The sequence below is a fragment of the Pseudooceanicola atlanticus genome (assembly GCF_000768315.1).
Classification (GTDB): Bacteria; Pseudomonadota; Alphaproteobacteria; order Rhodobacterales; family Rhodobacteraceae; genus Pseudooceanicola; species Pseudooceanicola atlanticus.
Map to the genome: position 1 here is coordinate 64366 of NZ_AQQX01000006.1, position 22884 is coordinate 87249.

Genomic DNA, 22884 nt, shown 5'->3' on the forward strand with positions numbered 1-22884 from the left:
CTCATGTCTGAAAAGGCAGAGAAATTCCGCCTGGACAAGTGGCTGTGGCAGGCCCGGTTCGTGAAGTCCCGCAGCCTGGCCGCCGCCCTTGTGACCGGTGGCCATGTGCGGGTGAATTCCGACCGGGCCTCCAAGGCGTCCTACGGGGTGCAGGTGGGCGACGTGCTGACCTTTCCCCAGGGCGACCGGATCCGGGTGGTGCGGATCCTCGCGCCTGCCAAGCGGCGCGGGCCGGCCACCGAGGCGCAGACGCTCTACGATGACATGAGCCCGGCGCCCGAACCGAAAGCGCCCAAGATTGCAGCACGGGACGAGGGCAATGCACGCCCGACAAAGCGCGACAGGCGTCAAATGGACCGGTTGCGGGAAAAAGGTCCCAATGATGCGCTTGAATGATCCCTTTTGCCGCTGTAGCAAAACCGAAATGCCGCAAAGGCCCGAGCGGAGTCTTCAATGACCTATATCGTCAACGACAATTGCATCGCCTGCAAATACACCGATTGTGTGGAGGTGTGCCCCGTGGATTGCTTCTACGAGGGTGAGAACATGCTGGTGATTCATCCCGACGAATGCATCGATTGCGGTGTCTGCGAACCGGAATGCCCCGCCGATGCGATCCGGCCCGACACCGAACCGGACATGGAGAAGTGGGTCGAGTTCAACCGCAAGTATTCCGAGATGTGGCCGGTTATCATCACCCGCAAGGATCCTCTGCCCGAGGCGGAAGAACGCGATGGCGAAACCGGCAAGCTGGAGAAATACTTCTCCGAAGCACCGGGCGAGGGCGGCTGAGGCCGCACCGGGGCCACGAGAGGCTCGAATCGACACTGTGACCGGGGCGGCAAATGCCGCGCCGCAACATGGTGCTTCCGATTCGCAGTGATTCGTGTTATACACTTTCTTCGTATGATGAAGACTGCCTGCCCCCCAGTAGCGGACGCTGCCACCCGCTACGCCAAAACCTGATAGCGACCTCACTCTCGGACGGGACCGATTGGCCTCGCCCGTAGACGTGTCGCCTGTTCTGACCGGGGCCTTGTGAAGGACCAAAACATGACCAAAGCGAAAAAAGCCGAATTCAGCCCGAATGACTACGTCGTGTATCCGGCGCATGGGGTCGGCCAGATCGTTTCGATCGAAAGCCAGGAAATCGCCGGCATCTCGCTGGAGCTATTCGTGATTTCCTTCGAAAAAGACAAGATGACCCTGCGTGTGCCGACCAACAAGGCCACCGAGGTCGGGATGCGGTCGCTGTCCAGCCCGGACATCGTATCCAAGGCCATGTCCACGCTGAAGGGCAAGGCCAAGGTGAAGCGCGCCATGTGGTCGCGCCGCGCCCAGGAATACGAACAGAAGATCAATTCCGGCGACCTGATTTCCATCGCGGAAGTCGTGCGCGACCTGCACCGCAGCGATGACCAGCGCGAGCAGAGCTATTCCGAGCGTCAGCTGTACGAAGCCGCGCTTGAGCGTCTGACCCGCGAAGTGGCCGCCGTGTCCGGTGGTGACGAAGTCGACGCCGCCCGCAAGGTGGACGAGGTTCTGATCTCTCGCGCCGCCTGATCGGTTGCGGCCGGGGCTGCCCGGCGATCCATGATTGACGAACGCCCTTCCGGTTCCGCCGGGAGGGCGTTTCGCTTTTGTCGCGGGCTGCATTGCCTGTTTGCAGCTTGGACCAAGCGGTGTAGCCTTGCGCGCAAAGGTCCCGCGCATCATGCGCCATGCAGAGAGATCGACATGAGCAGATTTTCCCTATCCGCGCCGCGCGCGGTCCGTATCGGCACGGGAGCGACCCGATGAGGCTGGCCTTCGTGACCATGGTCTGGCGCGATTACTGGCTGCTGGAAAAATGGGTGTCCCACAACGAAAAGACGGTGCCGCGGTCGCAGCTCTACGTGATCAACCACGGTGGCGATCCGGAGGTCGACCGCATCGCCGCGGGCTGCAACCTGATCCACCTGCCGCGGGACGAGGTGACGCCGGACCTGACGCGCCGCCGCTGGGACCTGAAAGGCGGGCTGGTGACGGGCCTTCTGGGCTTCTACGACATGGTGATCTGCACCGATGTCGACGAATTGCTGGTCTATGTCGGGGCGGAGGGCGATCTGCTGTCCTACCTCGAGGGGGCCAGCCGGGAGACCGAGGCGATCTCTCCGGTCGGGCTGAACATGATCCCGCGACCCGACGATCCGGGCGAGGGGGAGACGGTTCTGGCACGCCATCCCCAGGCGCTGGTTCATGGCAAGTACACCAAGCCGTGTATCGTCAATGCGCCGGTCGGGTTCACCATCGGGGGGCATGGCCTGTTCAGGGGGGATTTCCGGATCGACCCGAATATCGTGCTGTTCCACCTGCATTACGTGACGCCGGATTATGCCGAACGCATGGCGGCGCGGGCCGAGATCGTGGAGCAATCCAAGGACTACAACGCAAAGCAGGAAAACCCGGCCGAGATGCCGGCGCGCTACTGGATCAACTGGTCCAAGCCCGACCGGATCCGCGACAAGGATTTCGGCAATTTCGACCGTGCGACGGAGATGGACGTGTCCAACGGGTTCGAAGAGGCCGCGAAGGTGCTGCGCGGCGCGGTGCAGAAGAAGGGTCGCAAGAAGGTGGTCGAGCCACAGATCATCAATGAAAACCCGCGCAAGGTGATGATCCCAGAGAAATGGCGCGGCGCGTTCTGAGCGCCGGTTCCTTTAGGTTGGAACGCCAATGAAAAAGGCCCGGTCGCGCGATGCGGCCGGGCCTTTTCTATGCGGTATGTGGCTGGATCAGCCGTCGAAATCGACCTGCTGGATCAGTTGCAGCGCCTGCGGGCGCAGCTCGGCGAGGTCCATCAGGTTGACGTCGTCCGCCTCGAACTCACCCCAGCTGGCGACCAGTTCGGCCGGTTCCGAGCCCGGTGCGATCGGGTATTCGTAGTTCGCCTCGGCATAGATTTCCTGCGCCTTGGGCGAGGTCAGGAATTCCATCATCTTGAGGGCGTTTTCCTTGTTCGGGGCGGATTTGGTCATCGCCACACCCGAGATGTTCACATGCGCGCCGCCGTTCTCGAAGGTCGGGAACACGATACGGACGCTGTCGGCCCATTCCTTCTGTTCCTCGTCTTCCAGCATCTTGCCCATGTAATAGGTGTTGCCGATCGAGATGTCGCATTCGCCGGACCAGATCGCCTTGACCTGGGCGCGGTCGTTGCCCTGCGGCTTGCGCGCGAGGTTGGATTTCACACCTTCCAGCCATTCCAGCGTGGCCTCTTCGCCGTGGTGGTGCAGATAGGCGGCCACCAGCGCGACGTTGTAGGCATGGGTGCCCGAACGGGTGCAGATGCGGCCTTCCCATTTCGGGTCGGCGAGGTCCTCGTAGGTGGTCACGTCCCCTTCGGCGACGCGGTCCTTGGAGGCGTAGATGATCCGCGCGCGGGTCGTCAGGCCCCACCAGTGACCTTCGGGGTCATGGTAGGCGGCGGGCACGTTGGCTTCGAGCGTTTCGCTTTGCACAGGCTGGGTCAGGCCGGCCTCGACCACGGCGGCCAGGCGCGAGATGTCGACGGTGAAGACCAGATCGGCCGGGGAGCGGTCGCCCTCGGCGGTCAGCCGTTCCACCATGCCCTTGTCGAGATGCGCGACATTGACCTTGATGCCGGTTTCTTCGGTGAAGGCATCGGTCAGCGGGGCCATCAGCTCGGGCTGACGGTAGGAGTAGAGGTTCACTTCCTGCGCGAAAGCGGGGGCGGCGATCATCAAGGCTAGGCCGCTGGCAAAGGCGGTCGGGCGGATGGTCATGTGGGACTCCTGTCGGGTCGGTTGCAATTGAACCGCTTAAAGCTGAGTGTTTTGCTCGGGTCAATACCTGTATAAAACGATCAGCTTTTTTCGGCGACTTTTGCCGCGTCCCACAGGGCATCCATTTCGGCCAGGTCGCTGTCTTCGGGGCGTTTGCCCTTTGCCGCAAGTGCGGCCTCTATCGATCTGAAACGACGGGTGAATTTCGCGTTCGTGCGACGCAGGGCAGCCTCGGGATCGACGCCCAGGTGACGCGCGAGGTTGGCCATGACGAACAGCAGATCGCCCATCTCCTCCTCGATCTCGTCGGGGCCCAGCTGGTCCTTGGCCTCGACCAGTTCGCCGGCTTCCTCGGTCAGTTTGGCCAGGACCTGGGTGGTCTGCGGCCAGTCGAACCCGACCCGCGCGGCGCGTTTCTGCAATTTCACCGCACGCAATAGGGCCGGAAGACCCACGGCCACGTCATCCAGCACGCCCGAGGCGCCCTTGGCGGCGCGTTCGCGGGCCTTCACGGCCTCCCAGTCGCGGGTCTGCTGGTCGGCGGACTTGTCACGGCTTTCCTCGCCGAAGACATGGGGGTGGCGGTGGATCATCTTGTCCGCGACCCCGGCGGCCACGTCGCCAAAGCTGAAATGTCCTTCTTCCTCAGCCATTTGGGAATGGAAGACAACCTGAAGCAGGAGGTCCCCCAGCTCTCCCTTCAGCTCGTCGATGGAGCCGCGTTCGATCGCATCGGCGACCTCGTAGGCTTCTTCGATCGTATAGGGGGCGATGGTGGCGTAGGTCTGTTCGATATCCCAGGGGCAGCCGGTCTGCGGGTCGCGCAGCCGCCGCATGATCGCGAGGAGCTGCTCTAACCCAGGGTCATGATCGTGGATTTCATCGCGGGCCATTGCAGCCTCCGTTGCTTTGGGATTTGGTGCCAAGGTGACCAGCCGCATCGAAGGAGTCCAGTAGATGCCCGTGATTAACCGCATTGCCGGCTACAGCGAAGAGATGACCGCCTGGCGCCGCCATCTTCATGCGCATCCTGAGCTTGGCTTCGACTGTTTCGACACCGCGTCTTTCGTGGCCGAACGCCTGAAGGAGTTCGGTGTCGACGAAGTGCATGAGGGCATCGCCAGGACCGGGATCGTCGCGCTGATCCGGGGGCAGGGCGATGGCCCGGCGATCGGGCTGCGCGCCGACATGGATGCCCTGCCGATCGACGAAGCGACAGGGGCGGAACATGCGTCGACCATCCAGGGCAAGATGCATGCATGCGGCCATGACGGGCACACGACCATGCTGTTGGGAGCTGCGAAATACCTGTGCGAAACCAGGAACTTCCGCGGCACCGTCGCGCTGATCTTCCAGCCCGCCGAAGAGGATGGCGGCGGTGGCGGCGTAATGGTCGAGGAGGGCATCATGGACCGGTTCGGCATCGGCCAGGTCTACGCGATCCACAATGCGCCGGGCTTTCCGGCGGGGCTGTTCATGACCGGGCCGGGGCCGGTTCTGGCCGCCGTCGACACGTTCCACATCCACGTCAAGGGCGTGGGCGGTCACGCCGCCAACCCGCACGAGACGAAGGACCCGATTCCCTGCACCGTCGCCATCGTTCAGGCGATCAACACGATCATCCCGCGCAACATCTATGCCAGGGACGAGGTGGTCGTGTCGGTGACCCAGATCCACACCGGCAGCGCCGAGAACATCGTGCCCGACAAGGCCTATATCAACGGCACCGTGCGCAGTTTCGACCCCAAGGTTCAGGACCAGGTTGAGGCGCGCCTGAAAGAGATCGTGGCGGGGCAGGCCGCGGCCTTTGGCATCACTGCGGAGCTGGCTTATGACCGGCATTACCCGGCCACCGTCAACGATGTCGCCAAGTCCGAATTTGCCGCCGAAGTGGCCCGCGACGTGTCCGACCAGGTGATCTACCAGGAGGCGCGGGAAATGGGGGCGGAGGATTTTTCCTATATGCTTCAGGCACGTCCGGGTGCGTTCATGATGCTGGGCCAGGGCGAGGGACCGGGCCTGCACCAGCCCGATTACGATTTCAACGACGAGGTCGCGCCGATCGGGGCCTCGTATTTCGTGCGACTCGTCGAGCGCGCCCAACCGGTGGAGTGAGCCATGGCCCTAGAAGATGCCAAGACCCAGATCGACCACGCCTTTACCCGCGACGACCCCAAGGGGCTGTCCTACGAGAACGTCTTTGCCGGGGCGCCGTCCTTTCTGCGGCGGAAATATACCAAGGATCTGAAGGGGTTCGACCTGGCCGTGACCGGGGTGGCCTTTGACCAGGCGGTGACCAACCGCACCGGTACACGGCTGGGGCCGCGGGCGATCCGCGAGGCGTCGCTGCTGCAGCCCTGCGATCCGCCCTATGGCTGGGGCTTCGATCCGCTGAGCGAATTTGCCATCGCAGATTACGGGGACCTGGCCTTCGACTATGCGAAGGTGTGGGAATTTCCCAAGGCTTTACAGTCACATATCGACGGCATCCTGCAGGCGGGCTGCGGGTCGCTGGTGCTGGGGGGCGACCATTTCATCACCCTGCCGATCCTGCGGGCGCATGTGGCGAAACACGGGCCGCTGGCGCTGATCCAGTTCGACGCCCATGGCGACACCTGGGTGGATGACGATGCGGAGCGGATCGACCATGGCACCTTCGTCTACAAGGCGGTGAAGGAGGGGCTGCTGGACGTGGACCGCTCGGTCCAGATCGGCATCCGCACCCATTGCGACGACCACCTGGGTATCCACGTCATCGACGCGGCCGAGGTACATCGGTACGGACCTATTCAAGTCGCTGAAAAGGTTCGTGGAATCGTGGGGGAGGGGCCGGCCTACCTGACCTTCGACATCGACTGCCTGGACCCCGCCTTTGCCCCCGGAACAGGCACGCCGGTCTGGGGCGGATTGTCCTCGGCCCAGGCGGCGGCTTTGCTGCGCGGGCTGGCGGGTGTCACCCTGACCGGAGGCGACGTCGTCGAGGTCTCGCCCCCCTTCGATCACGCCGATATGACGGCGGTGGCGGGGGCCCACGTGGCGACCGAGATCATGTGTCTCTGGGCCTGGACCCGCCGATCCTAGGCCACGTCGGTATCACGTCGGTATTCTGTCGGTATCGCGTCGGTGCGAATGGCGGTGCGGGTCAGGGGATGTTGTGGGCTTTTTTGTGGTCATACCAAGCTTTGAGGAAATCGTCTTCGCTTGCATAGGTACGGCTGTGCCAGTCTGGCGCCGCCACATACCGCGGCAGGTTCGTTGTGTCATCGCCAAAGAGTGAATTGACCTGATCTTGCGTTAGGTGAAGCATGGAAAGGTCAACCTCTCTAAATGCGGCACCACGCAGATTTGCCGCTTCGAGAGATGTGCCGGCATCGAACTTGGCTCCGGAAACCCAAGCCTCATTCAGATGAGCTCGGTCGAGCTTCGCACCATTGAATATTGCGCCGTGCAGGCCAGTCATCGAAAGGTGTGCCCATCGTAGGCTAGCATCGTTAAATTGTGCGAAGTACAGATCAGCATGCTCCAAGTGTGCAAAGTCGACTGTGGCTCGGCTCAGATTTGATTGGTCCATCATCGATGCTTCCAGGTGCGACCAGTGGAGGTCTGCCCCTTCCAGATGCGCCCCTTGGATGTACGCGCCTTCCAAATGCGCCCATCTGAGGTCCGCTCCCTTTAGATGCGCCCGGTCGAGCATCGCCCCCTCCAAGTGCGCGCCTTCTAGGCGCGCTTTATTCAATTGTCCGGATTCCAGGTCTGCGGATTGCAGGTTGGTTTGCCGCAGGTCGAGACGGTAGCCTTGTTTGTCGGCCGGTCGGCGGTCCTGGCTCTCGAGGGTGATCTGGGCAGGATGGCGGCGTTTGAGCACGTCGAGTGCGACGCGAATGTCAGCGCGGGGACGCATGAGACCTGCAGCCACTGCCCGAATGTCGTCCTGATCAGGAAACGGAGCGCGGTCTTCTTCGGCGAAAGCCTCATTCTCCCGTCGCCATTTCTGCACCAGCGTCTCCTGCGCCTCGCTCGCCGGGGCGTTCTGGCGGATATAGGCGCAGAGGATCTCCATGATCTGGATGTGGTCGCGGTCGCTGTCCTGGGCGATACGCTCCAGCGCGTAGATGGCGCCGATGCGGACCTCGAGGTTGGGTTCGGTGGTTTCCACCGTTTCCCGGTCGACGAATGCCGTTCCGTCCGGCCGTCGCGCAGGAATGAGTTTCCCTGTTTCGTCGCGCTTCCAGTCGCCCTTGGCATCTTTCTCGTAAAGCGGGGACTCGATCACGTGTTTCACGGTCTTTTCGGCACCGAGCCCCTCGACGGCCTGGTTGATGCGATCCGTGATCAGGCCTTCTTCGGTCGCGGTGACTTGTCTTTCCGTGGTGAGCACCCGCAACAGGGCGAGGGGAAGGGTGATCAGGCCGCCGAGAGCGGTGAGAAGGCCCACGAAGGAGAGGACGTGCCAGCGCAGTGCGAAGCTGAGAAGCGATTGGATCGTCTGGCCGTCTGACAGGGTTTCGGCCTCGAAATCCGAGGCTTCCGGGATCGACGTGACAAGGCGACCGAGCAGGTAGAGGACGAAAAGGAACAGGGCGAGCCAGATCGGGGCAAGGACGCCCGCGACCGAGCCGAGAGCCTGTATTTGCCAGCGCTCCGATTGCGGTTTCCGGGTGTCGTGCAGGTGTTGCCATGCAAGGACACCGCACCAGGCCATGAGAAAGATCGCGGCCAGGACGCTCCAGAACGTTGTTTCGGAAATCGTGATCGTGACAGTCCCCATGGCTTTTACTTTATCGGGGTGACGCTGGTGAGCAACGAATTCTTAATGGTTGCGGAGGGTCTTTGCCTCGCTCGTGACGCGCAGCGGCACGGGCCGCGCCCGACCGCCCCCATGGGCGGGCGCGAAGACGCGCCCACCCGCGGTCGGGTGCGTCCCTCTGTTGGGCGCAGGGGTTGGGTGAGCCGTTTGTGTTTTTCGCTTCCCCAGTTCGTGAAGCGTAGGCGGGGCGGCCCCCGGGTCTCTGCGGCCCTTTGGTGAAAGCGGGAACCGAAGGCGCGGCATCGCCCCCTCATCGCACCCATCCCGCTCACAATCCCGCAAGGGAGGGGAAAAAGGGGGCTGACGTGTCTTCCGCCGCACCTGCACCGTCTTGCAATCCCCCCCGCGCGCTCATAGGTTCCGCCAAACTTCGCGGGACGCCCGCCAGACAAGAAGGACAGACCCCATGGAAGGTGGCGCAATCGCCCAGATTCTCCCGTTCATCCTGATCTTCGTGATCATGTATTTCCTGCTGATCCGGCCGCAGCAGAAAAAGCTGAAAGAGCATCAGGCGATGGTCAATGCGGTGCGCCGGGGCGACATGGTGGTGACCCAGGGCGGCATCATCGGCAAGGTCATCAAGGTCCGCGACGACGGCGAAGTGGAGATCGAGATCTCCGAAGGCGTCAAGGTTCGGGTCATCCAGTCCACGCTGGCCGACGTGAAGTCCAAGACCGAACCCGCCGAAACCAAGTAATCCCGAGACCTCGGACAAAGGGCTGGCCCCATGCTGCAGATCGATCTGTGGAAACGTATCCTGATCTGGGCGGTGGTGGCCTGTGGCCTGCTGCTGGCCCTGCCGAACGCCTTCTACTCGAAGGTCGAGAGCTACAATGACGCGGTCGCCGTGGGCGAACCGGCAGAGGGCTGGGTCGACTGGCTGCCCTCGGGGCTGGTGAACCTGGGCCTCGACCTGCGGGGCGGGGCGCATCTGCTGGCCGAAGTGCAGGTCGGCGACGTCTACGAGGCGCGGATGAACGGGCTGTGGCCCGAGATCCGCAACCAGCTGCGGGACGAGCGCGACACGATCGGCACGATCCGCTTGCAGGACAGCGCGCCGGACGAGCTTCGCGTGCGGATTTCCCGGCCCGAGGGTATGGACCGCGCGCTGCAGGTCGTGCGTGAGCTGGCGCGTCCCGTGACCAGCCTGACCGGCGCGGGGCAGAACGACATCGTGGTGTCCGCCGATGGGTCCGACGTCGTGGTGCGCCTGTCGGAGGCCGAGCGGCTGGCGACGGACGACCGCACGGTGCGGCAATCGCTGGAGATCATCCGACGCCGGATCGACGAGGTCGGCACCCGTGAACCCACGATCCAGCGCCAGGGCGCGGACCGGATCCTGATCCAGGTGCCGGGCGTTGGCAGCGCGGCCGAGCTGAAGGAGATCATCGGCACCACCGCGCAGCTGACCTTCCAGCCCGTGGTGCGTCGCACCAGCGACAGCGAGGCGATCCCCGGTCCGGGCAACGAGCTGCTGCCGTCGCTGGACGAGGAGGGCACCTATTACGTGCTGGAGGACGCGCCGGTCGTCTCCGGGGACGAGCTGGTCGATGCCCAGCCGTCCTTCGACCAGAACAACCGGCCCGCCGTGTCCTTCCGGTTCAATCCGGCCGGCGCACGGAAGTTCGGCGATTACACCGCGAACAATATCGGCAACCCCTTCGCCATCGTGCTGGATAACGAGGTGATCTCGGCCCCGGTGATCCAGAGCCATATTCCCGGCGGATCGGGCATCATCACCGGCAATTTCACCGTCGACGAATCCACCAACCTGGCGGTTCTGCTGCGTGCCGGTGCGCTGCCGGCGGGGCTGGATTTCCTGGAAGAACGGACCATCGGGCCGGAACTGGGCGCGGATTCCATCGAGGCCGGCAAGATCGCGTCGATCGTGGCCATGGTCGCGGTGCTGGCCTTCATGTTCCTGAGCTATGGCCTGTTCGGCATCTTCGCCAACGTGGCGCTGCTTGTGAACGTCGCGCTGGTCTTCGGCCTGCTGTCGATGATCGGCGGCACACTGACCCTGCCGGGCATCGCGGGGATCGTGCTGACCATCGGTATGGCGGTGGACGCCAACGTGCTGATCTTCGAGCGTATCCGCGAAGAGATCAAAAGTGGCCGAGGCCCGGCCCGTGCCATCGAACAGGGCTATGAAAAGGCTTTGTCGGCGATCCTGGACGCGAACATCACCACCTTCATCACGGCCGTGATCCTCTATGTCATGGGCTCCGGCCCGGTGCGGGGGTTCGCCATCACGCTGGGGCTGGGTATCCTGACCTCGGTCTTCACCGCCTTCTTCGTCACCCGCCTGCTGGTGGTGCTGTGGTTCGACCGCCGCCGCCCCAAGACACTGGAGCTTTGACATGCGCCTGAGACTGGTTCCCCAGGAGACGAAGATCGACTTCTTCAAGAGCGGCCGGCTGGCGCTGATCCTGTCCGCCTTCATGATCGTTGCCTCGCTGGCAGCGGAAGGCATCATCGGGCTGAACTTCGGCATCGATTTCCGCGGCGGCACGACGATCCGGACGGAAAGCACCGAGCCGGTGGATATCGGCGTCTACCGGGACAGCATTTCCGAGCTGGGCCTGGGCGACGTGACCATCACCGAGGTCTTCGACCCGACCTTCGGGCCGGAGCGCAACGTGGCCATGGTCCGCATCCAGGCGCAGGACGGCGAGGAATCGGTGTCGGCGCAGATGATCGCGGATGTGGAGGGCGCCTTGCAGAGCGTGGTGCCGGATATCCAGTTCGTGTCGGTCGAATCCGTCGGGCCGAAAGTGTCGGGCGAATTGATCCAGACCGCCGTGATCGCGGTGCTTCTGGCGATCTTCGCGGTGCTCGTCTACATCTGGCTGCGGTTCGAATGGCAGTTCGCCGTCGGGGCGGTGGCCGCGCTGGTGCATGACGTGATCCTGACGGTCGGCGTCTTCTCGGTCTTCCAGATCCGGTTCGACCTGGCGATCATCGCGGCGCTTCTGACCATCGTGGGCTATTCGCTGAACGACACCGTGGTCGTCTTTGACCGGGTGCGGGAAAACCTGCGCAAGTACAAGAAGATGGAGCTGAAAGAGCTGCTGAACCTGTCGATCAACGAAACCCTGAGCCGGACGGTCATGACCTCTGGCACGACCCTGATCGCGCTGATCGCGCTGATCGTCCTGGGGGGCGACGTGATCCGCGGCTTCGTCTTCGCCATGACCTGGGGCGTGATCGTCGGGACCTATTCGTCGGTCTTCATCGCCGGCGAGATCCTGCGCCGCCTGGGCGTCAAGCGTGACTGGTCCAAGCCCACGGACACCACCGGCAACCAATTCGCCAATATCGATGCCTGATTGGCTGCCGGCCGGGGTTGGCGGGGTCGAATTGGCGATCCTGCTGGCCACGGTGCTGGTGGCCGGGATCGTCTATGGCTTTGCCGGGTTCGGCGCGGCGCTGATCTACATGCCCGTGGCGGCACGGATCGTGCCCATCGACCTGGCCATCGCGGCCTTTGCCGTCTCGGCGCTGGCCTCCTTGGTGACGGTGGTGCCGCAGGCGATCTCCGATATCGACCGGCGCGGCACGACGATCATGATCGGCACGGCCACCGTCGGGGCCTTTGTCGGGCTTTACGTCCTGAAGGTGACCGATCTGATCTGGCTACGCTGGGCGGTGGTGTCGGTGACGACGCTGACGCTGCTGGCCCTGATCTCGGGCTGGCGCTACCGCACGGTGCCGACGGATCGCAGCCGGGGTGCCATCGGCCTCTCGACCGGCTTCGTCGGCGGCGCGACCGGGCTGCTGGGCCCGGTCATGGTGCTGTTCCAGCTGGCGGGCCGGGACGGAGCCGCACGCAACCGGGCCACCAGCCTGGTCTTCCTGACCACGACCAGCGTCCTGTTGCTGCCGCTGATGGCGTTGCAGGGCATCCTGGGGATCGCGGCAATCCCGCTGGGCCTGGTGATGCTGGTGCCCTACGGGTTCGGCACCTGGATCGGCCGCCGCATGTTCCGCCCCGAGGCCGAGCGACTTTACCGCGGCGCGGCCTACCTGTTGATCGCGGTGGCCATCGTGATAGGCCTGCCCCTGTTCGATTGAGTATTCGACTGAGTTTTCGACTGACACCGCCACGAGACCCGGAAGGAGCCCCGAGATGCAGCTGAATGAGATCGATTACGGCAAGGCACGCCCCATCGACGGCTATGGCCCCGGCTTTTTCCGCGTGGCCGGCGAGGCGATTGAGGGGCCGATCCTGGTGACCGCCGATGCGGTGCGCAGCTGGGGCGGCTATGACGACGTGGAAGGCGCGCTGGCCTTTGCGGGCCAGGTGGACGTGCTGTTCGTCGGCACCGGCGCCGAGATGAGCTATATCCCGCCCGCCTTCCGCGCCCGTCTGGACGAGGCGGGGATCGGCGTGGAACCCATGGCCTCTCCGGCGGCGTGCCGGACCTATAACGTGCTGTTGAGCGAGGGGCGGCGGGTGGCCGCCGCGCTTTTCCCGGTCTGATCCTTGTTCGATGCGCCTGGCCTGGCCGTCCCATCCGGGGCGGCCTTTTTGCGTTCCTGCCGGAATATCGGGCGTGGGTCCGGCCGGATCGCCGCTTTTTCTGCCCCAGGGTCAACAGAAGGCTTGCCAGAACGGGGTTTTCGAATTTACGGTAATAATCACGTTAATTGTGGTGGGCCCGATACCGGACCTGGTACTTGTCCCTGACCACGACCCGGATGGATCGGGCGCGGGCCAAAGAGGTCAGAGACCTCGGCCCCCACCCGATGGAGCGAGGAGGCGACGGAATGAACATGCAAGCCAAGGCCCAGGCGCGGCCCGATCGGGGCGGCGACACCGCCGACCTGCTGAGCGAGGTGCTGGACGAGATCCGCACCCGCCGCGCGGAGTTCGAACAGAAGGCCCATGTGCCGCGCGACATGGTCGACCGGCTGCGCGCCATCGGCTGCTACCGCGCCTTCGTGCCGGAACGGTTCGGCGGCGATGCGCTCAGCCCCGCCGCGTTCTGCCGGCTGATCGAAACGATCTCCGCGGCCGATGCGTCGACAGGATGGGTGGCCAGTTTCGGCGTATCCTCGACCTACCTCTCGGCGCTGCCGCCGGAAACCTTTGCCAGGATCTACGCCGATCCCGACACGGTGTTCGCCGGCGCGATGTTCCCGCCGCAGGCCGCCACGCCCGAGGGCGACAAGCTGCGGGTGAACGGGCGCTGGCCCTGGTGTTCGGGCTCCATGGGGGCCGATTACATCGGTGTCGGCATCAAGCTGGAGGGCGAAGCGACGCCACTGCCACGCTCCGCCGTGCTGCCCCGGTCGGAGGTCGAGATCGACGAGACTTGGGACACGATCGGGTTGCGCGGCACCGGCAGCCACGAGGTTGTCGTGACCGACAAGCTGGTGAGCGAGGACTGGACCTTCATCCGCGGATCGGCGCCGCAGATGGACGACCCGCAATTCCGCTACCCGGCCATGGCGCTGGCCGCGCAGGTGCTGGCCGTCGTTGCGCTTGGCACGGCGCGCGAGGCGCTGGACTGGATCCGCTCGGACGCAGCGCAGCGCGCCTCGATCACCGGCGCGCCCAATCCCGGCGCGCGCCCCTATGTGCAGGCCGACCTGGCCCGCGCCGAGGGTATCCTCGCCGGCGCCCGGCATTACTTCTACGACACGATCGAGGCCGGCTGGGACGAGCTGCTGACCCAGGGCGAGGTCTCGGGCGACACGAAGATCGCCCTGCGAATGGCCGCCACCAAGGCCGCCCATGACGGGGCCGAGGCCGCGCGTCTGGCCTTCACGCTGGGCGGATCGGGTGGCATGATGGCGGGGCACCCGCTGGGCCGTTGCATGATCGATGCGGCCTGCGTCGCGCAGCATGCCTTCCTCAATTCCGGCACCTGGACCGCCGCGGGCGCCGGGCTCTTCGACCAACAGACGCCGCCGGGATATCCCTGATCCCTTTCATCTTGCCATAAATACTCTGGGGGGAATTGGCCGCAGGCCAAGGGGGGCAACGCACCCCGACCGACCCGGACAGCCCCACATAAAACCAACAGGAGACCCCGATGACCCAGCCCCTCCGCACGCTTCTCTGCTTCAACAACCACGGCACCTTCTTCAGCCTGCCCTTCGACCAGATCGGTCCGGTCTGGAAAGCCACGCAGGAGCTCATGTCCGAGATCAACAAGATGGAGGGCGTGACCATCGTCGGCACCTTCGACGATGACCAGACCATGGTCGGCGCGTCGCAGGGTTTCCCCTTCACCTGGTACATCCTGGCCGATTTCCCGGATCGCGACGCGGTGCAGGCGGCCTGCAACCTGCTGCGCACCATCGTGGTGGGCGAAGGCAATGACCGGTTGTGGAAATACATGACGGTCGAGGCGCGGATGGGCCGGGCGCTCGAGATTCCCGATCTCTGAGCCGCTCTCGTCACGTGTTTGAAACAGCGGCCGTCCATCACCGGGCGGCCCGGTCCGGAGGGTGCAGATGAGTGATGCGATGCAGACAGCGGTGGTGACCGGGGCGGGCTCCGGCCTGGGAACTTACATCGTAAGGGCGCTGCATGCGGCCGGGTTCCGCGTGGTCGTGACCGATATCGACGGCGCCCGCGCCGAGGCCTTGGCGCAGGAGATCGACCCGACGGGCGACACCGCGATGGCTGCCGCGCTGGATGTCGGCCAGGCCGACGCGTTCCAGGCGGTGCTGGACCGGTCGGTCGAACGCTGGGGATCGGTCGAGGTGCTGGTGAACAATGCCGCCGTCACTGTGGCGCAGCCGGTGCTCGAGATCGACCCGGCCGAGTTCAACGCGGTCATGGCGACCAATGCGGGCGGGTGTTTCGCGGGCAGCCAGGTCTTCGGCCGGCATTTCCGTGATCGCGGCTATGGACGGATCGTCAACCTGGCCTCGCTGGCCGGGCAGAACGGTGGCACGGCCACCGGCGCGCATTACGCCGCGTCCAAGGGGGCGATCATGACATTGACCAAGGTCTTCGCCCGTGATCTGGCCTCTCATGGCGTGACGGTGAATGCCATCGCGCCGGGGCCGCTGGACAGTCCGATGGTGCACGGGATCGTGCCGCCGGACCGGATGGAGGCCTTCCTGGGCAATATCCCTGTCGGTCAGCTGGGCGACCCGGCCTTCGTGGCGCAGCTGGTCGTGTTGCTGGCGGGAGACGAGGCGCGTTTCGTCACCGGGGCGTGCTGGGACGTGAATGGTGGCCTTTTCATGCGGTAAGGCCGCAGGGCAGGCGAGGGACGCGCGATGAAACACATGATCATCCCCAGCGACACGCGGGACCTGACCGTGCAGTCGCGGATCGACGATCGCGGCGATATCGTCCGGCTGGTGCTGGTGGCGCCGGGCGGGGCCGACCTGCCCGAGGTCACGGCGGGCGCGCATATCGACGTGCGGATCCCCGTGGGCGACGCCCTGGTCTGGCGGAGCTATTCGCTGGCAGGCGATCCGGGCGACCGGTCGGCCTGGCATCTGGGCATCCTGAACGAGGCCGAGGGGCGCGGCGGATCGCGGACCCTGGTGCAGACGGCGCAGGGCGGGGCGGTGCTGGCCACCGACGGGCCGCGCAATCACTTCGCGCTGGTGCGCGGGGCAAGACGGTCGGTGCTGATCGGTGGAGGCGTGGGGATCACGCCGCTTCTGTCGATGGGCTATGAGCTGGCCGGGCAGGGCGCGGACTGGTCGCTGCATTACTGCACGCGCGGGCCGGACCGCGCGGCCTTTGGCGATGTGCTGGGAGCGGCGCCCTTTGCCGGGCGCACGCATCTGCATCATGACGGCACCGACAGCGCCTTTGACCCGTCGATGCTGCCGGCGCCGGAGGCGGGCACGCATCTTTACATCTGCGGGCCGGAGGGCTTCATGGATTGGGTGATCGCGGCAGTCAGGGCACAGGGCCATGCGGCCGCGAACATTCACCAGGAATATTTCTCGGCCGTGGTCGAATGAAGCTGCGTGACCTTCCCGGTGGCCGCGCGCGTTTCGGGACTTATCATTACGGGCAGGGCGAGGGCGGCAATCGGTGCCGCGCGGCTCTGCCGCTTGCGGGCGGTATCGTCCGGCTGAAACTGGACATCTGAAGGAGTGGCCATGGCACAGGGTGTAGATCAACAGGCGTTCCGCGAGGCGATGTCCCGGCTGGGCGCGGCGATCACGGTGCTGACGACGGACGGCCCGGCGGGCAAGCATGGCATGACGGCCTCGGCCGTCTGCGCGGTGACGGATACGCCGCCGACCCTGCTGATCTGCGTGAACCGGTCGGCGCGCAGCCATGACGTGATCGACGAGAACGGGGTCGTCGCGGTCAACGTGCTGGGCGGGCGGCATCGCCATCTCTCCAAGGCCTTTGCCAGCAAGTTGGAAGAGGACCGCTTTGCGGGCGGGCACTGGAGCGTGCTGGAAACCGGCGCGCCGGTGCTGGACGATGCCAGCGTGACCTTCGACTGCCGGATCAGCGAACAGAGCAGCGTCGGGTCGCACACCGTGTTCTTCTGCGAGGTCCTGGCGATCCGCCAGCATGACCGGCAGGCGGACGGGCTGATCTGGTTCGGCCGCGACTTCCACCACCTGGAGCCGCAGGAAGAGTGATCAGAGCTGCCCCATCCGGTCGAAGATCCGCTCCAGCAGGGTGTTGAGCGCCTTGTGATCCTCGGGGGTGAGGTCAGCGAGCGCGGTGGCGCGCACCTCTTCCGCGATGGCCAGGGCGATGCCGCGCTGGCGGATGCCTTCGGCGGTCAGCGACACTTCGGTCGCGCGCTTGTCGGTCTGGCTGGGGCGGGTGACGACCAGCCCGTCCGCGACCATGCGCTGTATGATCTTGGTGGCGGTGTTGAGCTTGATGATACAGGCATCGGCAATGCTGCTGACCGACAGCCAGTCATCCTCGTAAAGCGACATCAGCACCCGCCAGCGCGGGATATCTAGCCCCTTGGCCTTGAGTCGCGGCTCCATCACCTGGTGGTATCGGGCCGAGGCCTGGGTGATCCAGTAGAACGGCCAGTCCCGGCGGCGGAATTCCGGGGCGTCTACGGCGCTGTTTTGTGCAGGCTGGTCCATGTCGTCCGTGTTCCGATCCACATTTTTCCGGTCAGGGTGCGATCAAAGTTGCGCCAGACCCTGTAAGATATGGTATAGGTCTAAAACAATAATAATCACGTAATCCGGGGGCGGGTCCCTATTCGCCCTTTCAATACCAACCAACAGGGAAATGACAATATGACCATGATACGCTTTGCCCCACTGAGTGCAGCCCTGGCCGTGGCCGGGACGCTGGCCGCGGGCCCGGCCCTGTCGCAGACGACCTTGACCGTGGCGAACTGGCTGCCGCCGTCGCATCCGCTGGTGTCGGACGTGATCGTGCCGATGACGGAACAGATCGCGGAGGCCACCGACGGCGAGGTCGTGGCCAACATCCTGCCCGCGCCGCTCGGGCCGCCGCCGGCGCATTTCGATTTCGCGGTGAACGGCGTGGCCGACATCACCTTCGGCGTGCAGGGCTATTCCGCGGGCCGTTTCAAGACCACCAACCTGGCCGAACTGCCCTTCCTGGGGGACAGCGCCGAGGTCGTGTCGGTCGCCTACTGGCGCACCTGGGAAGCGATGCTGAAGGATGCGGGCGAATATGACGACGTGAAGGTCCTGGCGGTCTTCACCCACGGCCCCGGCGAGATCTTCGTCAAGGAGGGCGACCTGTCCGGCCCCGATGCGCTGGACGGCAAGAAGATGCGCGTCGGTGGCGGCATCGTGCAGAAGGTCGCGACCACGCTGGGCGCCGTGCCGGTGGAAGGCCCGTCCTCCAAGGCCTACGAATTGCTGAGCCAGGGCGTCGCGGACGGGATCCTGTTCCCTTATGAATCGGTGTCGTTCTTCGGCCTGATCCCGCAATTGTCCGAGGGCCTGTCGGTGCCTGGCGGTCTTTACAACACCTCGTTCTTCATCGTGATGAACAAGGGCAAGTGGGACAGCCTGACGCCCGAACAGCAAGCCGCCATCGACAGCGTCACCGGTGAACCGCTGTCGCGCATGGCCGGCCAGATGTGGGACAAGGTCGACGCTGCGGGCCTCGAGGCCATGGACGGCAAGATCAACGTCGCCGCAGCTTCGGACGAACAGGTCGCGGCCTGGAAAGAGGCACTGGCCCCGGTGATCGACGCCTCCCTGGCGGAGATCGACGAGGCAGGTGTCGATTCGGCCGCCGCGCTGGAGATGTTCATGTCGGAAATCGAAGCGGGCGCCGCTGAATGACCGACAGCCCGAACCGGGATGACGGGGCAGGGGCGGCGCAGGCCGCCTCTGCCGAAGCTGCGGGCGGGACGCGTCCGCAATCTGCGCCGCGCATGGCGCTGGCGGTGATCTGCGGCGTGATCCTGATCGTGATGATGGCGCTGACCGTCATCGACGTGATCGGCCGCTACGGGTTCAACGCCCCGCTGATCGGCGCGACTGAACTGACAGAGCTGTTGCTGGTCTCAGTGGTCTTCATCGGCCTGCCGGCGGTCAGCATGGATGACGGCCACGTTTCGGTCGACCTGTTCGTCAGCAAGATGCCCGTCTGGATCCAGCCGTTCCGGCGGATCTTTGTCGCGCTTGTCTCCTCGGGTGTGCTGGCCATGGTGGCCTGGCGGCTCTGGGTGCAGGGCGACCAGATATCGGGATATGGCGGCGTGACCAATTCGCTGCGCCTGCCGGTGGCGCCGGTCGCGTGGTTCGCGGCCTTCTGCACGGCGGCGGCGATGCTGGTGACCCTGTGGCAGGTCTGGCGCGAGATCCGGGCCCTGCGCCCGCAGACGACATAGAAAGACCCCTGACATGGATTTCCTTGCCTCCTGGCCCATCGGCGCAGTCTGCCTGTTCGCGCTGCTGATCGTGGGCCTGCCGATCGCCTTTGCCCTGACCCTGATCGGGGTTCTGGGCACCGTGTCGATCATCGGCTGGACCCCGGCGCTGTCGCTGCTGGGCACGACCTTTTTCGACCAGGGGCGGAACTATTCCCTGTCGATCCTGCCGCTGTTCCTGATGATGGGCAATTTCGTGGTGCAATCGGGCATCGCCGAAAACCTCTATTCCGCAGCCCATGCCTGGCTGCGGCACCGCCGCGGCGGGCTGGCGCTGGCGACGGTGGTGGCCTGCGGCGGCTTTTCGTCGGTTTGCGGGTCGTCGATGGCGACCGCGGCGACGATGACGCGGATCGCGCTGCCCTCGATGCGGCGCTTCGGTTATCCCGATCACCTGGCCACGGCGTCAATTGCCGCCGGTGGCACGCTGGGCATCCTGATCCCGCCCTCGGTCATCCTGGTCTTCTACGGGATCATGACCCAGCAGGATATCGGCAAGCTGTTCCTGGCGGGCATCGTGCCGGGGCTGATGGGCGTGCTGGGCTACGCCATCGCGGTGTCGATTTCCGTCCGGCTGGACGGGGCGAGCCTGCCATCCGAGCCCAAGCTGCCGCTGGCCGAGCGCCTGCGGGCGCTGAAGGGCACGCTGGGTGCGTTGGTGCTGTTCGTCTTCGTGATGGGCGGCATCTACCTGGGTGTCTTCACGCCGACGGAAAGCGCAGGGATGGGGGCCGCCGGTGCGTTGCTGCTGTCGATGCTGTCGGGCCGGTTCAGCCTGAAAGGTGCACTTGGGCCGCTGTTCGACGCGGCCAAGACGACGGCGATGATGTTCTTCATCCTGTTCGGCGCGCTGACCTTCACCAATTACGTCAACCTGTCGGGCATGACCCGCGACATGCAGGACCTGCTGACCGTCTTCGGGGACAACCCGCTGGCGGTGATCCTCACGATCCTGGTGATCTACCTGCTGCTGGGCTGCATGCTGGAGGGGCTGTCTATGATCATGCTGACGGTGCCGATCTTCTACCCGGTCGTGGCCGCGCAGGGGTTCGACCTGATCTGGTTCGGCATCTTCGTCGTCGTGGTGACCGAGATCAGCTATATCACCCCGCCCGTGGGCATGAACGCCTTCGTGCTGCATGCGGTGGTCAAGGATGTGAAGCTGGGCACGATCTTTCGCGGGCTGGTGCCCTTCGTGGCGATGGACGTGGTGCGGATCGCGCTGCTGATCGGCATCCCGTCGCTGGTGCTGTTCCTGCCGGGCCGCATGTAGGCAGGCCGAAAAATAGGCGGGCCGAAAAAGAACCGGCCGGGCGCTGGCCCGGCCGGTTTGGTGCACCGCCTGGCGCAGAGGCTCACGCCGCGCGGTATTCCGGGGTGGTGGCGAGGAAATCGCCATAGGCCTTCGCATCGGGATAGCTGAAGGTCTCGACCAGGGGATTGGAGCGTTTCCAACGGGTTGCGCCCATATCCTGCATCAATTCATCGAAATGCTGGAAGTGGAACGGGGCCGAGCAGAGGCCGCCATAGACCTGCGCCGCCGGACGTTCCTTGCGCCGCCAGTTCAGCATGAGTTCGATGTTCTGGTTCATCTCGGCCTCGCTGGGCTGGCGGGCGAGTTGCCCGTCCATGTAGCGCACCAGCCAGTTGGCGATGAGTTCCGCCGAGAGCACGGTGCAGAAGGACGAGTTGAAGCCGACAAAGCCCATATCCGGCAGGTCGGGATTCACCGACAGGCGATAGGTGCGGTACTGGCCGTCCGCCTCGATCAGCTTGTCGCGGTATTCCTGCGCCAGGTAGGGCACGCCCAGTTTCCAGCCGACCGCGAGGATCGACAGGTTGCAGGGCAGGGTCTGGCCGGTGGACAGCGTGACCTCGTTCGGGCCGTAGGACTCGATCGTGCCGATGACGGGAGTGATCTTTCCCTCGTTCAGCGCCTCGAAAAGCCCCGGCGTGACGATGGGAAGGGAGCACGACGCCTCCTTCTCGATCGGGGAGGTCGGGACCATGTTGTGCTTCTTCAGGCCCAGTTGCAGTTTCAGCAGGGTTTCCAGCCCGCGGAAATTGGCCCAGACCAGCGGCTTGGTAATGGCGGCGACGGCGCGTTTCAGCGGGTTGCGGCCCCAGCCGTTGAACTGCATTTCCTGCGCCCGCATGTAGAGCAGCCGCTTGAAGTTGATGCCGCCCACGAAATAGGGCACCCGCCAGACGTTTTCGCGGTAGACGAGGTGCACCGACTTGGCGCCGTTCCTGGCCGCGTTCACCGCGATGTCGGTGCCGGATTTGGACGCGCCCAGAACGAGGACATGCTTGCCCTCGCAGATCGTGGGATCGGTGTAATCCGAAGAATGCATGACCTGGCCGCCCGCCTCCTCGAAGGTGTCCTGACCGGGATGGGTGAGGATGTTCTTGTCGGAGAACTGGCCCGTGGCGATGGCGACGAAGTCGAAATCCTCGGTCCATTCATGGGCGCCAGAGCGCAATGTCAGCGTCCAGCCCGGGGCGCCGTCGGCGCGGCGGTCCATGGACAGGACATCGGTGTTGAGCTTGAACAGACGGGCCAGGCGATGCTTGGCGGCGTAGGAATGCAGGTAGGCGTGGACCTGCGGGCCCTTGGGCCATTCCGGATACTCGTCCGGCATCGGCAGGTCGGTATAGCTGTAGAGGTCCTTGGGCGATTGCGTCTGCACGTCCGGGTAGGAGCGCGACAATTCCCAGACCCCGCCGAAATCGTGACTGCGTTCGAAGCCGCAGACCCGGTGGCCCTTTTCGTCGAAGGCCTTGGCGGCGGCGAGGCCAGAGACCCCGCCGCCGATCACGGCCACTTTCTTGCGATTGACCATGATCCGGCTCCTTATTCCGCGTCCGGGGGCGGCAGGAAGTCGACCTCGTGCTCGGCCGAGATGCGGACAAGTTCTTCGGGATCGGTGACGCCGTCGAGCTTGCCGAACAGGTCGAACAGCTTGCGCGAGGGGGCCACGCCGAAGACGCAGGTCGCCTCGGCGCCGGAGCGGTTGAAGATGCCGTGGGCCACGCCCATGGGCATCTTGATCGTGTCGCCGGGGCCGGCCTTGTGCACGTCGGCGCCAAACTCGACCTCGAGATTGCCGGTCAGCATGACGATCCATTCATCCTGCGTGGGATGGATATGCGGCGGCACAAAGGTGCCGTCGGGGATGATCGCGTGCCAGATCATGGCGTTTTCGCTGTGCAGTTTCGGCGTGTAGGTGTGGCCGACGACGTTCCACTGCTGGCCTTCGACGCTGCCGTCGGATGCGGTGATGCCTGGTTCCATGAGGGGTCTCTCCTGTTGATGCGGGACCTGTCTGTCCCGTCGCCACCAGAATGCACGAACTTGCCGCAGCGCGTTATCCAGATTGCGAATCCGAAATGCCGGTTGGTCCTTGAAGCTTGAAATAAATGTGACGATCGCCCAGTCTTTCTGCATGACAGATGCGGGTTT

At 64.7% G+C, this 22884-nt stretch carries 26 protein-coding genes; 20 read left to right on the forward strand and 6 right to left on the reverse strand.

Going from position 1 to position 22884, the window contains the following annotated elements; genetic code table 11:
• Nucleotides 1-3: 3 nt before the first annotated feature.
• From ATO9_RS14905 to ATO9_RS14920, 4 genes are all read left to right on the forward strand, one after another.
• Nucleotides 4-396 (forward strand): RNA-binding S4 domain-containing protein, encoded by a 393-nt coding sequence (locus ATO9_RS14905; RefSeq protein WP_043750792.1) that lies wholly within the window; start codon nt 4-6, stop codon nt 394-396.
• A 57-nt stretch (nt 397-453) separates the two neighbouring features.
• Nucleotides 454-792: a ferredoxin FdxA gene (fdxA, locus tag ATO9_RS14910; protein WP_043750795.1), complete on the forward strand. Its 339-nt coding sequence runs from the start codon at nt 454-456 to the stop codon at nt 790-792.
• 261 nt (nt 793-1053) lie between these two features.
• A complete protein-coding gene (locus ATO9_RS14915; protein ID WP_043750798.1) occupies nt 1054-1563 on the forward strand; it encodes a CarD family transcriptional regulator in 510 nt (169 codons plus the stop codon).
• A gap of 233 nt (nt 1564-1796) precedes the next feature.
• A complete protein-coding gene (locus tag ATO9_RS14920) occupies nt 1797-2687 on the forward strand; it encodes a glycosyltransferase family protein (RefSeq protein WP_043750800.1) in 891 nt (296 codons plus the stop codon).
• An 87-nt stretch (nt 2688-2774) separates the two neighbouring features.
• Here ATO9_RS14920 and ATO9_RS14925 read toward each other — a convergent pair whose 3' ends face one another.
• Nucleotides 2775-3785 carry a Fe(3+) ABC transporter substrate-binding protein gene (locus tag ATO9_RS14925; protein ID WP_043750804.1) on the reverse strand — a complete coding sequence of 337 codons (1011 nt, stop codon included), beginning with the start codon at nt 3783-3785 and terminating at the stop codon, nt 2775-2777.
• 80 nt (nt 3786-3865) lie between these two features.
• Nucleotides 3866-4678 carry a nucleoside triphosphate pyrophosphohydrolase gene (gene mazG / locus ATO9_RS14930; protein WP_043750806.1) on the reverse strand — a complete coding sequence of 271 codons (813 nt, stop codon included), beginning with the start codon at nt 4676-4678 and terminating at the stop codon, nt 3866-3868.
• A 64-nt stretch (nt 4679-4742) separates the two neighbouring features.
• On the opposite strand from mazG, the gene ATO9_RS14935 reads away from it, so the two are divergent.
• Together ATO9_RS14935 and speB are read left to right on the forward strand one after the other, a co-directional pair.
• Complete coding sequence (locus ATO9_RS14935) at nt 4743-5900, forward strand: M20 aminoacylase family protein (protein ID WP_043750809.1); 1158 nt, start codon at nt 4743-4745, stop codon at nt 5898-5900.
• Nucleotides 5901-5903: 3 nt separating this feature from the next.
• A complete protein-coding gene (gene speB / locus ATO9_RS14940; protein WP_043750811.1) occupies nt 5904-6866 on the forward strand; it encodes an agmatinase in 963 nt (320 codons plus the stop codon).
• 61 nt (nt 6867-6927) lie between these two features.
• Here speB and ATO9_RS23545 read toward each other — a convergent pair whose 3' ends face one another.
• Nucleotides 6928-8553: a pentapeptide repeat-containing protein gene (locus tag ATO9_RS23545; protein WP_052418348.1), complete on the reverse strand. Its 1626-nt coding sequence runs from the start codon at nt 8551-8553 to the stop codon at nt 6928-6930.
• A 445-nt stretch (nt 8554-8998) separates the two neighbouring features.
• Here ATO9_RS23545 and yajC point away from each other — a divergent pair, with 445 nt between their 5' ends.
• The 11 genes from yajC to ATO9_RS15000 all read left to right on the forward strand — a co-directional run bounded on the left by yajC (nt 8999) and on the right by ATO9_RS15000 (nt 17175).
• Nucleotides 8999-9289, forward strand: coding sequence for a preprotein translocase subunit YajC (yajC, locus tag ATO9_RS14955; protein WP_043750814.1), 291 nt, complete (start codon nt 8999-9001; stop codon nt 9287-9289).
• Nucleotides 9290-9319: 30 nt separating this feature from the next.
• Nucleotides 9320-10951, forward strand: a complete 1632-nt coding sequence (gene secD / locus ATO9_RS14960) for a protein translocase subunit SecD (protein ID WP_043750815.1) — start codon at nt 9320-9322, stop codon at nt 10949-10951.
• A gap of 1 nt (nt 10952) precedes the next feature.
• Nucleotides 10953-11921 carry a protein translocase subunit SecF gene (gene secF, locus ATO9_RS14965; RefSeq protein WP_043750818.1) on the forward strand — a complete coding sequence of 323 codons (969 nt, stop codon included), beginning with the start codon at nt 10953-10955 and terminating at the stop codon, nt 11919-11921.
• Entirely contained in the window at nt 11914-12666 is a 753-nt protein-coding gene (locus ATO9_RS14970; RefSeq protein WP_043750821.1) for a sulfite exporter TauE/SafE family protein, read from the forward strand. Before secF ends, ATO9_RS14970 begins: the two co-directional genes overlap by 8 nt.
• Before the next feature lie 55 nt (nt 12667-12721).
• Nucleotides 12722-13075 carry an Mth938-like domain-containing protein gene (locus ATO9_RS14975; protein WP_043750824.1) on the forward strand — a complete coding sequence of 118 codons (354 nt, stop codon included), beginning with the start codon at nt 12722-12724 and terminating at the stop codon, nt 13073-13075.
• Nucleotides 13076-13362: 287 nt separating this feature from the next.
• Nucleotides 13363-14523, forward strand: coding sequence for an acyl-CoA dehydrogenase family protein (locus ATO9_RS14980; RefSeq protein WP_043750827.1), 1161 nt, complete (start codon nt 13363-13365; stop codon nt 14521-14523).
• Nucleotides 14524-14633: 110 nt separating this feature from the next.
• Nucleotides 14634-14990 (forward strand): hypothetical protein, encoded by a 357-nt coding sequence (locus tag ATO9_RS14985; RefSeq protein ID WP_043750829.1) that lies wholly within the window; start codon nt 14634-14636, stop codon nt 14988-14990.
• Nucleotides 14991-15057: 67 nt separating this feature from the next.
• A complete protein-coding gene (locus tag ATO9_RS14990; protein WP_043750833.1) occupies nt 15058-15807 on the forward strand; it encodes an SDR family NAD(P)-dependent oxidoreductase in 750 nt (249 codons plus the stop codon).
• A 27-nt stretch (nt 15808-15834) separates the two neighbouring features.
• Complete coding sequence (locus tag ATO9_RS14995) at nt 15835-16536, forward strand: ferredoxin reductase (protein WP_052418349.1); 702 nt, start codon at nt 15835-15837, stop codon at nt 16534-16536.
• Nucleotides 16533-16667: a hypothetical protein gene (locus ATO9_RS24930; RefSeq protein WP_272945760.1), complete on the forward strand. Its 135-nt coding sequence runs from the start codon at nt 16533-16535 to the stop codon at nt 16665-16667. Before ATO9_RS14995 ends, ATO9_RS24930 begins: the two co-directional genes overlap by 4 nt.
• A 10-nt stretch (nt 16668-16677) precedes the next feature.
• Nucleotides 16678-17175 (forward strand): flavin reductase family protein, encoded by a 498-nt coding sequence (locus tag ATO9_RS15000; RefSeq protein WP_043750836.1) that lies wholly within the window; start codon nt 16678-16680, stop codon nt 17173-17175.
• On the opposite strand, the gene ATO9_RS15005 is transcribed toward ATO9_RS15000, so the two are convergent.
• Nucleotides 17176-17643, reverse strand: a complete 468-nt coding sequence (locus tag ATO9_RS15005; protein WP_043751062.1) for a MarR family winged helix-turn-helix transcriptional regulator — start codon at nt 17641-17643, stop codon at nt 17176-17178.
• 159 nt (nt 17644-17802) lie between these two features.
• Between ATO9_RS15005 and ATO9_RS15010 the strand changes: the two genes are divergently transcribed.
• The 3 genes from ATO9_RS15010 to ATO9_RS15020 are packed head-to-tail and all read left to right on the forward strand — an operon-like array spanning nt 17803 to nt 20694.
• A complete protein-coding gene (locus tag ATO9_RS15010) occupies nt 17803-18831 on the forward strand; it encodes a TRAP transporter substrate-binding protein (RefSeq protein ID WP_043750839.1) in 1029 nt (342 codons plus the stop codon).
• On the forward strand, nt 18828-19382 hold the full coding sequence (locus tag ATO9_RS15015) for a TRAP transporter small permease (protein ID WP_156127882.1): 555 nt from the start codon (nt 18828-18830) through the stop codon (nt 19380-19382). Before ATO9_RS15010 ends, ATO9_RS15015 begins: the two co-directional genes overlap by 4 nt.
• A gap of 13 nt (nt 19383-19395) precedes the next feature.
• Nucleotides 19396-20694 carry a TRAP transporter large permease gene (locus ATO9_RS15020; RefSeq protein ID WP_043750842.1) on the forward strand — a complete coding sequence of 433 codons (1299 nt, stop codon included), beginning with the start codon at nt 19396-19398 and terminating at the stop codon, nt 20692-20694.
• Between the two features lie 82 nt (nt 20695-20776).
• On the opposite strand, the gene ATO9_RS15025 is transcribed toward ATO9_RS15020, so the two are convergent.
• Both ATO9_RS15025 and ATO9_RS15030 read right to left on the reverse strand, forming a co-directional pair.
• On the reverse strand, nt 20777-22264 hold the full coding sequence (locus ATO9_RS15025) for a flavin-containing monooxygenase (RefSeq protein ID WP_043750845.1): 1488 nt from the start codon (nt 22262-22264) through the stop codon (nt 20777-20779).
• A gap of 11 nt (nt 22265-22275) precedes the next feature.
• Nucleotides 22276-22716 (reverse strand): cupin domain-containing protein, encoded by a 441-nt coding sequence (locus ATO9_RS15030; protein ID WP_043750848.1) that lies wholly within the window; start codon nt 22714-22716, stop codon nt 22276-22278.
• Nucleotides 22717-22884 lie beyond the last annotated feature (168 nt).